Annotated in this window: 14 protein-coding genes and 1 riboswitch; all 14 genes read left to right on the forward strand. The window is 45.2% G+C overall.

What is annotated here, in order from left to right:
• Positions 1-22: 22 nt before the first annotated feature.
• The 14 genes from Tfer_RS12470 to Tfer_RS12535 all read left to right on the forward strand — a co-directional run bounded on the left by Tfer_RS12470 (position 23) and on the right by Tfer_RS12535 (position 13,619).
• Positions 23-583, forward strand: a complete 561-nt coding sequence (locus Tfer_RS12470) for a UbiX family flavin prenyltransferase (protein ID WP_052218699.1) — start codon at positions 23-25, stop codon at positions 581-583.
• A gap of 29 nt (positions 584-612) precedes the next feature.
• A complete protein-coding gene (locus tag Tfer_RS12475) occupies positions 613-1,908 on the forward strand; it encodes a PocR ligand-binding domain-containing protein (protein ID WP_052218682.1) in 1,296 nt (431 codons plus the stop codon).
• Positions 1,909-1,929: 21 nt separating this feature from the next.
• Positions 1,930-2,565 carry a cobalamin B12-binding domain-containing protein gene (locus Tfer_RS12480; RefSeq protein ID WP_013118977.1) on the forward strand — a complete coding sequence of 212 codons (636 nt, stop codon included), beginning with the start codon at positions 1,930-1,932 and terminating at the stop codon, positions 2,563-2,565.
• A 72-nt stretch (positions 2,566-2,637) separates the two neighbouring features.
• Complete coding sequence (locus Tfer_RS12485; protein WP_052218683.1) at positions 2,638-3,189, forward strand: DUF2284 domain-containing protein; 552 nt, start codon at positions 2,638-2,640, stop codon at positions 3,187-3,189.
• 36 nt (positions 3,190-3,225) lie between these two features.
• Complete coding sequence (locus tag Tfer_RS12490; protein ID WP_052218684.1) at positions 3,226-4,176, forward strand: AAA family ATPase; 951 nt, start codon at positions 3,226-3,228, stop codon at positions 4,174-4,176.
• 14 nt (positions 4,177-4,190) lie between these two features.
• Positions 4,191-5,030, forward strand: a complete 840-nt coding sequence (locus Tfer_RS12495) for a VWA domain-containing protein (protein ID WP_052218685.1) — start codon at positions 4,191-4,193, stop codon at positions 5,028-5,030.
• Positions 5,031-5,345: 315 nt separating this feature from the next.
• Positions 5,346-6,551 carry a homoserine kinase gene (locus Tfer_RS12500; protein WP_013118981.1) on the forward strand — a complete coding sequence of 402 codons (1,206 nt, stop codon included), beginning with the start codon at positions 5,346-5,348 and terminating at the stop codon, positions 6,549-6,551.
• Positions 6,552-6,617: 66 nt separating this feature from the next.
• Positions 6,618-8,063, forward strand: coding sequence for a trimethylamine methyltransferase family protein (locus Tfer_RS12505; protein ID WP_052218686.1), 1,446 nt, complete (start codon positions 6,618-6,620; stop codon positions 8,061-8,063).
• A 57-nt stretch (positions 8,064-8,120) separates the two neighbouring features.
• Positions 8,121-8,747 (forward strand): corrinoid protein, encoded by a 627-nt coding sequence (locus Tfer_RS12510; RefSeq protein ID WP_013118983.1) that lies wholly within the window; start codon positions 8,121-8,123, stop codon positions 8,745-8,747.
• A 57-nt stretch (positions 8,748-8,804) separates the two neighbouring features.
• Positions 8,805-9,602: a methyltetrahydrofolate cobalamin methyltransferase gene (locus Tfer_RS12515; RefSeq protein WP_013118984.1), complete on the forward strand. Its 798-nt coding sequence runs from the start codon at positions 8,805-8,807 to the stop codon at positions 9,600-9,602.
• Positions 9,603-9,761: 159 nt separating this feature from the next.
• Positions 9,762-10,400: an HAD family hydrolase gene (locus tag Tfer_RS12520; RefSeq protein ID WP_052218687.1), complete on the forward strand. Its 639-nt coding sequence runs from the start codon at positions 9,762-9,764 to the stop codon at positions 10,398-10,400.
• A gap of 41 nt (positions 10,401-10,441) precedes the next feature.
• Positions 10,442-12,067 carry an ASKHA domain-containing protein gene (locus Tfer_RS12525; protein WP_052218688.1) on the forward strand — a complete coding sequence of 542 codons (1,626 nt, stop codon included), beginning with the start codon at positions 10,442-10,444 and terminating at the stop codon, positions 12,065-12,067.
• Positions 12,068-12,173: 106 nt separating this feature from the next.
• A riboswitch (TPP riboswitch) is annotated at positions 12,174-12,283 on the forward strand.
• A 264-nt stretch (positions 12,284-12,547) separates the two neighbouring features.
• Positions 12,548-12,835 (forward strand): thiamine-binding protein, encoded by a 288-nt coding sequence (locus Tfer_RS12530; protein ID WP_013118987.1) that lies wholly within the window; start codon positions 12,548-12,550, stop codon positions 12,833-12,835.
• Positions 12,810-13,619 carry an ABC transporter permease gene (locus tag Tfer_RS12535; protein WP_052218689.1) on the forward strand — a complete coding sequence of 270 codons (810 nt, stop codon included), beginning with the start codon at positions 12,810-12,812 and terminating at the stop codon, positions 13,617-13,619. Before Tfer_RS12530 ends, Tfer_RS12535 begins: the two co-directional genes overlap by 26 nt.
• Positions 13,620-13,622 lie beyond the last annotated feature (3 nt).

The raw sequence follows: 13,622 nt of genomic DNA on the forward strand, positions 1-13,622 counted from the left end.
AGAAAGAGAGGGGAAGGAAAAATTGAAATTGGTTGTTGCTATTACCGGCGCTTCAGGCGCTATTTATGGAATAAAAATAATGGAAGAAATTAAAAAGAAGGCCTTTGAAACCCACCTTATCATTAGTAAATGGGCAAGGACCACAATAGAAACAGAAACCAGGTATACAGTGAAAGAGGTTGAAAAACTGGCCACCTATTGTTATAACGAAGATGATCTGGCAGCGCCTCTTTCTAGCGGTTCCTTTAAGTGGGACGGTATGGTTATTGCCCCTTGCAGTATGAAGACACTGTCCGGCATAGCCAATGGTTATACCGACGGGCTGATTGTTAGGGCAGCCGATGTTGCTCTCAAAGAAAAGAGGCCCCTGGTGCTGATAACCAGGGAAACTCCGTTGAATCCGATTCATCTGGAAAATATGTTAAAGCTAGCCAGGATTGGGGTTACAATTATGCCGCCTGTACCTGCTTTTTACGCGGCGCCGGCAACGATTGACGATATAGTAAACCAGACTGTTGGAAGGGCGTTGGACCTGTTAGGCATAGAGACTGATTCCGTGAAACGTTGGGGCGGAAAAACCTAATAACGACATAGGTCGCGGGAGGGAAAATTATGAGCGGACTTATGGATTTATTGCATCATGTATCGGAAGACGTTTTATTGAGAATTTTATCATCCTTTACTGCGGCTACCGGACTTAATGCAATTATAGTGGACAGGGACGGCCGGACGCTGCTCCCAGCAAACTCTGAAAAGGATTGTACATTTTGTAGGATTATTAAGGGTGACCCTGTCGGTTGTAATAAATGCAGGGGGTCTTATGCAAGGGCCGGCTTGCAGGCGGCCCAGTTCGGGGAACCTTATATTTTTCGGTGCCATGCCGGATTGGTAGCTTTTGCGGCCCCCATTGTGATTGAAGGTACACTTTTAGGTTCCATTATTTGTGGGCAAGTACTAATGTGGGAACCGGAAGACTTCTTTTGGGAAGAAATTTCAGAGATGACCGCCGGATTAAACGTAAAACAAGGCGAATTAATAAAGGCAGCCGGGGAGTTGGAGGTGCTATCCGGCCGCAAGGTACAAGCCGCAGCTGACCTGTTATTTGTTGTGGCTAACCATGTTATGCAAAGTAGTAACGTGGCGGTACAGCAGCGTAAGGAAATCGCTCGCCGGCAGGCGCAGTTAAACGATGAAATTCGCCAGCGCAAAGAGTTGGAACAAAAACTTGTCGAAGTGGAAGGCCGCATTTATGGCCACTCTATGCTGCAGAAGGAAAAAGAATTAATGGCGGCGGTGCGACTTGGCGACAAAGAAAATGCTATGAACCTGTTGAACTGGTTAGTTTCCGACCTGGTCGAAAAATTTGTGGCTAAACCGCGTGTTTTTAAGGTCCGTATCCTGGAATTAATGGTTACTATTTCCCGGGCTGCGGCGGAAGCGGGCGCAGACCCGGATAAGCTGCTCGATTTGAACTACCGTTATCTCGATGAATTTTCCCGGAATGAGCGGGTAGACGAGCTGTCCAACTGGATTTTCAAAGCTCTGGATAGTATAATGGACATTATTTATGGTAATGTCAACCTAAAACACCTTGAGGTAATAGAAAGGGCAACGGAATTTATCCGGAAAAATTATGACCGCAACCTAAGTCTCAACGATATTGCCCAGGCTTGTTTTATCAGCTCGTATCATCTCAGCCACATCTTTAAGGAACAGTTGAATTGCACCATTATGGAATATTTGACCAGGGTGCGCATGGAAGAGGCCAAGAAAATGTTGTCCAATCCCCGTTTCACTATAATAGATATTGCTGAAAAAATCGGTTACAACGACCCCGGGTATTTTTGCCGGGTCTTCAAGAAAAAAGAAGGAATCACCCCGTCCGCTTATAAGAAGCAGTTGATGTAAGACAGAAAGGAAGAGAGGAATTTGTATCTTGCGCAGATAGCTTATGCCCTTAAAACAGGAGATACGGCGGAAATTCGGCGCCTGACCGCCATGGCTCTGGAGGAGGGCGTCTCGCCCGAACAAATTCTTAATGAAGCATTGATTCCCTCTATGGAAGAAGTGGGCCAGCAGTTCAGGGGAAGTGAGATATTTATTCCTGAGGTTATGAAATCTGCCCGGGCTATGCATGGAGCTATTCGCCTGTTGCAGCAGAAACTTGTTTATTCACCGAAACAGGAAAAGACGGTTAAGATTCTCATCGGAACAGTAGCCGGCGATCTACATGATATCGGGAAAAACCTGGTCAGTATGTTTTTGACAGCTAAAGGGTATGAGGTTATTAACCTGGGGATAGATGTACCCGTTGAGGATTTTGTTTGGGCTGTACGGAAACATAAACCGCATGTTTTGGCCATGTCGGCACTGCTGACAACAACAATGCCGTCCATGCTCGATACAATTAACGAATTAAAGAGAGTCGGGTTAAGGGATAAAGTAAAAGTTCTTGTCGGTGGGGGGCCGGTAACGAAGCAATTTGCCGAAGAAATAGGCGCCGACGGTTACGGGTATGATGGTAAAGCCGCTGTTGACTGGGTGGCGGAACACGTTAAAATTTAGAAGAATATGAAAGCGCTTTTTGCTTTGGCAAAAAGCGATGTTTTATAAAGAAATTTTTTAGGGGTGATGTCTTTGGAAAGCGGGAACGACTTATTTAATTATCTTAAAGATATTGCCAATAATTGCGGAGGAAACCTTCTGGAATTAAACATTAAACACATAAAACCCAAACAGAGCATCCGGTTAAAATGCCAGATGCCATTGTGCAGACACTACGGTGTCTGTAAAGTTTGCCCTCCCTTTATTCCGAGCGTTCAAGAATTTACAGAAGCCTTGAGTGATTACAGCAAGGCATTTCTTATTGTTTACCGGGAAAGAATTTCTGATATAGAAGAATACAGGAAGGACTATGCCGCAGAACTTAAACTGGCTGAAATAGTACACAACCTTGAAGCAGCCGCCTTTAAGCGCGGCGAATATCAGGCTATAGGGCTGGTTGTAGGCGGTTGCAAACTATGTGAAAAATGCGCACCCCCCGGAGAGTCGTGCCGTCACCCCAGAAAGGCCCGCCCTAGCCCGGAAGGACTTGGGATTGATATAACCAAGCTGGCCAGGGAAGCCGGTGTGCCTATTGAATGGCCGCCTAAAGAATATGTGCATTTGCTTGGATTGCTGTTAATATAGCCGATAAAGCGATTGGAAGACAGGAGTGTAATAAGGGTGCTTAAAATTTATACTAATTTGGTGAAGACAGTAGTAGGGCGGAACCGTGAGCTGAAAGCCATTCTTTCTGCTATTGATGCAGGTAAACATATCTTGTTGGAAGGGCCGCCGGGGACCTCAAAATCTACTATATTACGCAACATTGCCAGGGAAGCTAAAATGCCCTTTTACATAATAGAAGGGAATATTGATTTAACGCCGGGAAAGCTGGTTGGCCATTTTAACCCGGCCAAAGTGATGGCCGATGATTACCGGCCGGAATACTTTGAAAAAGGACCTCTTACCAAAGCCATGGAGGAAGGAGGAATCCTGTATATAGAGGAGTTTAACCGGATGCCGGCCGATGTGTCTAATGTACTCATTACTCCCATGGAAGAAGGGGAGCTTTTTATTCCAAGGTACGGCACTGTTAAAGCCGCTGACAGATTTACGGTTGTTGCTTCCCAAAACCCTTACGATGATGTAGGTACTGTGCGGGTAAGTCGGGCCTTCATGGACCGGATCTGCCTGATAAAAATGGAATACCAGCCCCAACAAGAGGAAGAAATTATTGTTAAACGAAAGACCGGCTGTACAGATCAAAGGATTATTGAGTTGGCTGTTAAATTTGTCAGGAAAACGCGGGAACACCCTGATATAAAGATGGGTGCTTCAGTCAGAGCGGCCATTGATATAGTTGATATATTTAACAGCCTGCAGAAGTTGGATACTTTTATTGATGAAAATATACTAACTGCTGCCCGTATGGCTCTGGGCAATAAAATTTGGCTCAACGAGATTACTACGAAAACGGTGGATAAAATAATTGAAGCTATTTGGGAAGATTTAAGGGCAGACGTAAGTAACCTTAAGGAATTAAATGAAGGCAATGTAGGTGCGGTAAGTTCGCATAACGGACCTCCGGCTATAAATGGGGAAAAAGAGTTAAAAAAAAGGAACCTGGTATAGTAGAAAAAGTTTCTTTGGCAGGGTACCGCGAAGGGCCGTATCATTACCGGATTGCCCAGTATTTAAATACGCATCCGGGAGATTTGCAGGAATTTGTTGAAACCGCCAATTCGCTGGATGATTTTGCCAAAGTTTTTGACATGCTGAAACCTCGGGTTCGGGCTTTAGCGGTAAAATTTGCTTCCCGCATAATTACCAAGACGGCAAAGCAAATTGCCGATACGGGATATAGGTCCGGGAAACTGAAGATTGTTAAGGGCTTCCCGGAGACCGGTGAAATAGATTTGGACCGCAGCCTGGAATACTTCATGGATGAACCGGAACGGGGAATCCTGGACAACCTCGCTACATATAACCGGCTGAGAGAAAAAAGCGCTTTTGTGATTATGATTGATCACAGTTACTCGATGAGGGGCTTAAAAATTGTTTTGGCTGCTATTACAGCGGCAACAATAGCTTATCATTTTAAAACGGATTTTTCAGTTTTGGCATTTAGCAATAAAGTAAAAGTTCTTAAAGCGATAAACCATATGACTGGACCGGAAAAAGTCGTGGAACAGTTGTTTGACCTGAAACTGCAGGGGGATACTAATGTACGTCTTGCATTGGAGGAAGGATTGAAGCAGGTTAGTGATTTTGCCGAGAAAAAGGGCTTAATACTGACAGACGGCTCTTGGAATACAGGAGGTAATCCCCTGGACATGGCAGCAAAGTATGACAAACTAAATGTTATTGGTTTCCCGCCGGCTAACCCGGACAAAGTCAAACTACTTTCCAACCGGGGAAAAGGGGAATTTGCCTTTGTAGAGACGGAGAAGCAAATTGCCAATGCTATAATCAAATGCCTTAATTAAACAGATTCATGTTACACTGGCAAAACAACAATACCTATCCTGAAGTTTTTGCCTTTTAAAGGGACAAAGCTTTATTTTTTTATGCTTGCTAGAGTTGTTAGCAATATTCTACTCGAAAACGCAAGATGTTACATATTCTGCACAATATCATCTATGGGATTTGAAAACTTTTTATCAGATAATTTTAATAAAGAAAGGAACAAGCGGGACAAGCAACAAGAAATTGTCAAAAAATTTTGAAAGGGGGAAAAATGGGGAAAATTATCGTCAACTTATTTTGGGGCGAACTAATGACAGGGGAAAAGGAGGATATGAATGGACACATCAAAAATGCAGCAATTTCCCGAACTGACAACCGACAGGATTTTTGGCTTGTATATAGAGAGCGAAGAGAACAAAAAAAGGTCCGAAGAGCTATATAAAGCCCTGGACCAGGCCTTTATCTGGTCCATAATTTCAGAAGTCGTTGCTCATTATGACATTGGCAAGGTTACAGAGCTTTATGAAATTTTCGGCGGGTATGTGAACAGGAGTTTTGGGATCTATACCGAGAAGGACGGGCAAAAGCAGGAGTTTTTTGTGAGGCTTTACAAAAAGGGTGTAACTGAAAAGGAAATTATGTTTGAACATTCCCTGCTTGACTTTGTTAAGGCAAACGGTTTGGATATGGCTGCCGGAATCTACCGGACAAAAGACGGCAGAAGTTTTCTGAAGAAGATTATTGGAACCGGGGAAAAAGCTGAAGAGCGGTATTTTGCTGTTTACGAATTCCTTCCGGGCGAAGACAAGTATACCTGGGTTGAAAACGTGCTTACGGATGAGGAATTTGCCAGCATAGCAGAGATACTGGCCACGTTCCATAATGCGGCCAGGGGATTTGATCCCAAAGGTTTGGAAAGAGTGGAGCCAAAAATTCTGGAACTCATTCCCACTTTGAAAGCCAAATTCAAGGAATACGCGGAAACTGACTGGAAAGATAAGTTTACTGAATATTTCCTGAAAAACCTTGACTCTATTTTGGAAGAGATAGATCGGATAAAAATACCGGCCGAAGAATTGGCCAAAATGCCCATGAATCCCATCCACTGCGATTTCCATCCGGGAAACCTGAAATATGCTAACAATAAAGCCGTAGGTATTTTCGATTTCGACTGGTCCAAGATAGATCTGAGGCTGTTTGATATCGGGTTGGGTCTGGTTTATTGCTGTAGTTCGTGGATAGATGAAACAGACGGGACAATGATGCTTGACCAGAGTGCCATATTCTTGAAAGCCTATCAGAACAAACTCAAAGAGCTTGGCGGGTTAGAGCCTCTCAACGAAGTGGAAAAGAAACATTTACCCACTATGTTGGCAGCCGGTAATATGTATTTAATTTTCTGGGCTCTTAGGGATTATTACAGTAATTTAGGCGAGCTGAACGTGTTTGAATACCTGACCTATTTGCAGCACCAGGTTAAGTTAATGAACTGGATTCGGAAAAACTGGGATGTGCTCCTGGAAATTGCTAATAGCATTTAATCAATCCGCCTGGAAAGGGCCTATTGCCGGGAACACAAAATCATAACTAAAAGGGAGTGTTACATCATGCAACAATTTACCAGGTTTTTTACAGATGAACAACGTGTGCGGATTCACGAGGCTTCTCTGGAGATCCTCGAAAATGTTGGTCTTTTGGTCCGCAACAAAAAGGCGCGCGAAATTTTTGCCAAACACGGGTGCGAAGTGGACAACCAGACAACCCTGGTGAAAATTCCGCGCAAAATCGTTGAAGAATGTCGAAAGTCTTTTGTCCCTACTTATACCTTTACAGCTCAAGACCCGCAGTATGATGTTACCTTGCCTGGGGACAGGCCGGTGGTGGTAACAGGAAGCTCTGCTCCGAACATCATAGACCCCATTACCGGGGAAGAAAGGCGCGCAACTTCTGCCGACATAGCCAACATAGCTTATCTGATTAACGAACTGCCTGGCTTTGACGTATTTTCTATTTCCACTCTGGCTGAAGATGCTCCTAAAGGCCAGTTCAGTTTATCCCGTTTCTACCCGGCATTGAAGAACTGCAAGAAACCTGTTCGTAGCAACACTCCGAGTATTGCAGACCTTGAGCAGGTTTTAGAACTGGGTTACCTGATAGCCGGCAGCAAGGAAGCTTATATGGAGCGCCCCTTTATTAACCATCACTATTGTCCGGTAGTATCTCCGTTGACTATGGATGTGGAATCAACGGAGGCTGTAATATACCTAACTGAAATGGGCCTTCCTGTATACGGTACGATAGTTCCGAACGCTGGGATGACCTCACCGATGACAATGATGGGAACCTTGGTTCTGGGTAATGCAGAATTCCTGGCTTTGGCTACCCTGATTCAGCTTATCCGTCCAGGAGCTCCAATGATTTATGCCGTATTGTCCACTGTTGCAGACATGCGTACAGGAAACTATGCTCCCGGCGCTGTAGAAACAGGCATTCTGCAGATGGCTCACACCGAAATGGCCAGGTTTTATAACGTACCATCCGGTGGTTATATTGGCTTAACTAATTCCCATGTAAATGATGCCCAGTCCGGTTATGAGACCGGTATTAATACCACCGCAGCCCTTTGTGCCGGAGCAGACCTCTTTAATATGGGCGGACTGCTGGGCAGCCTGATGGCCTTTGATTTTGCCAAGGCTGTAATTGACAACGAAATTGCTCTCATGCTCAAACGTATCAAGAGAGGCATGGAATTTAGCGAAGAAAACATGGCTCTCGACCTGATCAAGCAGGTAGGTCCGGGAGGTTCTTACATGGATCTTGAGCACACTATGGCCAATATGCGTACCACTGCTGTACTGCCCAAAGTTGCCAACCGTGACCCCAGAGGTCGTTGGGAAGATATGGGCCGTCCGGATGCTCATGCCCGTGCACTGAAGGAAGCTAAGAAAATATTGACCAAGGAAAACCCGGCCCGGTTCCCGGCAGAACTGGATGAAAAAATCCGGGCTCATTTCCCGGGCATAGTAGCAGGCGACGCCCGTTGGTATGAGTAAAACCTATTGTTTGCCAGGTATTTCACCGTAAATTTTTAAAAATAAGGAGCGATAAACATGAGCATTAAGGATATTTATCAGGCAGTAATTGATTTTAATAATGCAAAGGTTGTTGAGCTGGTTAAGCATGAACTGGCCAACGGGACTGATGTGTCAACCATTTTAAATGACGGCTTGATTGCAGCTATGGATGAAGTGGGCCGCCTTTTCAGCGAAGGAGAGCTATTTGTTCCGGAGATGCTGAGGTCTGCGCAGGCTATGAAGGCCGGTTTGGACGAATTAAAACCCCTCCTTGCTCAATCAGCGGCCAAATCCGCGGGGACCATTGTCATAGGTACAGTTAAAGGTGACCTGCACGATATCGGCAAGAACCTGGTGGCTATGATGATGGAAGGTGCTGGATTTGACGTAATTGATTTGGGTGTTGACGTTGACACAGAGAAGTTTGTGAAGACTGCCAAAGAAAAGAACGCCAACGTTATTTGTATGTCGGCTCTTCTTACTACTACGATGCCCGGTATGGAAGAAGTTATCAAGGCTGTCAAGGCTCAGGGCCTGGACATTAAGACTATGGTTGGAGGGGCGCCTGTCACCCAGGAGTTTGCCAATAAAATTGGAGCCGACGGTTATGCTGAAGATGCGCCAGGAGCTGTTGAAAAAGCCCGTGAATTGGCATCGGCATAAGGAATAATGGCACGACCAGCACATTTATAAAAACTTACACACAGGAGGAATCGGTCAATGATAGTAGTGGGAGAACTCATCAATGCCAGCCGCAAACCTATTAAAGAAGCTATTGAGACTCAAAATGCGGATTATATTAAGCAGATTGCCAAAGAACAACATGAAGCAGGCGCAAACTATATAGATGTTAATGCCGGTATCTTTGTGGGCAAAGAGCCTGAATACCTGCAGTGGCTGGTTAAAAATGTTCAGGAAGTGGTAGACGGGCCTTGCTGTATTGACAGCCCTGACCCGAAGGCTATTGAAGCGGCTCTTGCCGTGCACAAAGGAACCCCGATGATAAATTCCATATCGCTGGAGAAAGAGCGTTATGATGCATTATTGCCGATTATCGCCGGTACCGATTACAAGGTAGTAGCTTTGTGTATGAGTGATGGCGGTATGCCTGAAACTACAGAAGACAGGCTGAAAATTGCCGACGAACTGATTAACGGTCTGGTTAAAAACAACATTCCTATAGACAACATTTATGTAGACCCATTGGTTCAACCGATAGGAACCAACAGCAATTTTGGCATTGAATTTCTCAACGCCGTAGAAGCTATTATGACCAGGTTTAAAGGAGTTCATACCATGTGCGGGTTGTCAAACATTTCCTACGGTTTGCCTAACCGTAAATTCCTGAACCAGGCCTTTGCCATAATGGCTATTGCCAAGGGACTTGACGGTCTGATTATCAACCCGCTGGACAAGCAAATGATGGCCGGTCTTATTGCTGCTGAAGCTTTGGCCGGAAGAGACGATTTCTGTTGCAATTACCTTGGCGCATTCCGTGCAGGTAAATTTGAATTCTAAAAAACAAATTTTTGCTATCTAGAACCCTACTTAGCTCCTTTTCTTCTTGTCATTCCCCTTCCTCTACTGAGTAAGGGGATCTTTTTTCAGTTTTTAGCCAGGACATAAAAATGGTATAATTATTTATGTTCATAAAACAAACCGGGAGGCGCTTTGGAGATGGCTTTGGTGATGTTTGATTATGACGGGGTCATTGTAGACTCCCTTGCACAGTTTACCAACAATTTTATTAGGGCTTGCCGGGAAAACGGCTTTCTTGGGTTGAAAAGTCAGGAGGATGCGCTGGCTCTTTTTGACGGCAATGTTTATGAAACGTTAGCCCGTTTTGGTGTAGATGCCGTTACTATAAATAAAATTCTGGTTCGCTATGAAGAACTGGCCAAAGGATATTTAGACAAAATCCGGCTCTTCCCCGGCATGGGACAGGCATTAGAGAGAATAGCCGAACAAAATACTATTTATATCATCACCTCCAACATATCCAGCGTCCCCGTAAAGGTACTGGGTAAGCACGGTATCAGTTGTTTTAAGGAGGTACTCGGGGCCGAAAAGGAAAAAAGCAAAATAAAAAAGATACAATCCACTATTAAAAAACATCCAGAATTACCCGCTTTTTACGTGGGAGATACCCGAGGAGACATCATCGAAGGTAGAGAGGGCGGTGCCAGTACCGTCGGAGTTGCATGGGGATGGCACGGAGCTCAAAAACTCAAAGAAGTTTTTCCTGATTATTTAGTGGAGACTCCGGAGGAACTTGCGGAATTATTATCAGAGAAGAGCAAGCAATCGGAAGAATAACAAAAATACAACCGGGTTAACCGGAAGAAGGGGCAGGAGAAATGGCTGTGAATAAAAACCTTTATGAGATAACCTTTCATCCTTTAAAATTGTCAGTAAAAATCCCCGCCGGTATTTCTGTTCTGGAAGCGGCGCTACAAAATAACATACCTTTGGAGGGTCCATGTAACGGTAAAGGTACCTGTGGAAAGTGCCGGGTCCGGTATAAAGGAAGGCTCTCCGCACCCACCGAAACGGAAACAAGGATTCTGGGGCCAAAAGTTGGTTCCGGATGGCGGCTTGCCTGCCAGGCCAGGGTAATGGGCGATGTAGAAATCTGGCTGGAAGAAAAACAGGCGTTTCATACCGTTGATGCTGGGCAGGCAAGTAATTATCCCTTTGATCCGCCGATATTATCCCGAGTGGCTTATAAAGAAACTATCTATGGAGTGGCAATAGATATTGGCACAACCAGTATCGTGGCTTCCCTGGTCGACCTAAAAAACGGGGGAAAAGAAATAGGTGTTGCTTCCTGCCTGAACCCGCAGACTCAATATGGCGGAGACGTAATAACACGTATCACTTTTGCTCATCAGTCAGAAGAAAACACAAAAAAGCTGCAGAGCGCCGTTATTGATGGCATAAACCGATTAATCGGGGAACTGGTTGCTAAGACAAAGGTGGATCCAAGTGATATTCTACACATGACTGTAGCGGCAAATACCACTATGCTGCATTTACTGGTGGGCATTGACCCCATACCTTTGGCCCGGGCGCCTTATAATCCCGTATTCATAGACTACAGGGAATACAAAGCTGCCGAACTCGGCATCAAAATAGCGTCCGATGCGGTAGTCAGCCTGCTGCCTTCCTTGTCAGCATTTGTAGGCGCTGATATTTTGGCAGGCATGATAGCCATTGATTACCATAAAGAAACGGCCCCTTCGTTGTTTGTCGATATCGGTACCAACGGTGAAATAGTAGCGAACGTAAAAGGCAAACTTGCAGCAACTTCCTCGGCAGCCGGCCCGGCTTTGGAGGGTATGAATATTCATCACGGCTGTAGAGCTGAGGATGGAGCCATATCTGAAGTAAAGATTAACGAAAAAGGAGAAGTAATCGTTAAGTCAATCGGTACTGCGCCAAGAAAAGGCATTTGTGGGAGCGGGCTGGTGGATTTGGTGGCTGAGTTGGTTAAGTCGAAAGTTATCTTATCCAGCGGAAGTTTTGCCGGGACAGCAGATTTACCGCCGGTTCTTGGGGAACGGGTAATCGAATTTCAGGGGCAGAAAGCATTTTTGGTCGACCCGGAAGCGGGAATAATTTTAACACAAAAAGATATCCGCCAGGTTCAACTGGCTAAAGCGGCCATCGCAGCGGCCATAGAAATCCTCTTTCAACGCCTGGAATTCGATATTAGAGAAGTGGAAAAGATTTATATTGCCGGCGCCTTTGGTTATCATTTAAAACCTGCGTCATTGAAAACTTTGGGCTTGTTGCCGGCAGGCCTGGGGGGCCACATTGCATTTGTGGGGAACACGGCCAAAGAGGGGGCGCGTCTTTGCCTGACAAGCAAGCTGGCCTTGGAGGAAATAGTGGCTGTACAGAAGAAAATAAATGCGGTAGAGCTTTCTTACGCGCCTGAATTTATGGATAATTATGTGCAACAGATGAATTTTCCCGATTAACCAGAATACGCCGGGCAAAAATTTATCTAATATCTATGTGATGCAGAATTTACAAAAGTTTTTCCCGGTGATATAATAAATTCAATAATTATTTATCCAAAACATAATATTGTATTAGGGGAGCCGGGAGAGCCCGGCTGAGAGGGTACCCAAAATGTACCGACCCTTGAACCTGATCTGGGTAATGCCAGCGTAGGGAATAGCTTTGCATGGTCAACGCTTGTTTTTTTAAGTATAAAAAGGCTGCCTTACGGCAGCCTTTTTGGCCTTGAAATTAAACCGGCGTTTATATTTCGTACAGTGATTCGTATAAAGAAAGCTAAAGCCGGCGCTTTGCGCCGGCAGAGAGTTTTTTGGGGCGTCTATTATGGCATTAAGCGCACGCATAAACCCAGCAGTGCGCTTTTACTTTTATTTAATATAAACAGATTTTTTCGATGGAAAGAGAGGCTTGTATCATACCTGAAAGGGGGGAAAGTAATGCCAGTGGTCAATGTAGGGTTTCAGGTGCTTCCTAAAGTGGCAGATGATAAAGTTTATGCTGTCGTTGATAAGGCTATCGAAGTGGTCCAAAAGTCTGGCGTCAAATACGAAGTCGGGGCTATGGAAACAGTTATGGAAGGGGAGCTGGACCATTTGATTGAGATAGTCAAAAAGGCCCAGGAGGTCTGCGTTGAAGCTGGGGCTTCCGAAGTTATGACCTACATAAAAATTCATTATCGTCCGGAAGGGGTTTCCATGGATGAAAAACTTGCCAAATACAGATAGGAGATTTAGCTTTTGGGCAGGATGGAAAGAACAATGGCTGTCCGTTTTGCTTCCGGGCCTGACCCTCTTTTTGCTTCTTGTGTTTTGGGAAATCTTTGTCCGGCAGGCGGCAATAGAAAAATGGCTATTGCCAAGCCCCTTACAAATCGTCCAATCCCTTTGGCAGTCAAAAGAACTAATTTTGCAGCACAGCCTGCAAACCCTTGCAGAAACAGCGTTGGGTTTTATAGTTGCTGTAGCAGCCGGCATCACTGCAGCTACTCTCATTGATTTATCCACCCTTTTACGAAAAGCCGTCTATCCGTTGCTGGTAATTTCGCAGACCATACCCATTATTGCCGTTGCCCCTCTTTTTATTATCTGGTTTGGTTACGGGTTACTCCCCAAAGTTGTTGTGGTTGCCCTGGTCTGCTTCTTCCCGATAACCGTCAACCTGGCAGACGGTTACCGCCAGGTTGACCCCGAGATGCTGCGGCTTATGGCGGCTTGGGGGGCAACCAGAAGCCAGGTTTTTCGCATAGTGAAAATACCTGCTGCCATGCCCTTTTTTTTCTCGGGTTTGCGCATCGCAGGGACATACAGTGTAATGGGAGCGGTAATTGGGGAATGGCTTGGATCAAGCAAGGGCCTAGGGATACTGATGACCCGTTCTTCCCAGTCGTTTTTAACGGACCGGGTATTTGCTACTATCATGGTTATTTCTCTACTCAGCCTGTTGGTTATAGCGCTGATTGAAGGTTTGGCCCGGGTGGTTATGCCGTGGTATTACAGGCGGGGAGAGTAAAAA

It is taken from the genome of Thermincola ferriacetica (assembly GCF_001263415.1).
Classification (GTDB): domain Bacteria; phylum Bacillota; class Thermincolia; order Thermincolales; family Thermincolaceae; genus Thermincola; species Thermincola ferriacetica.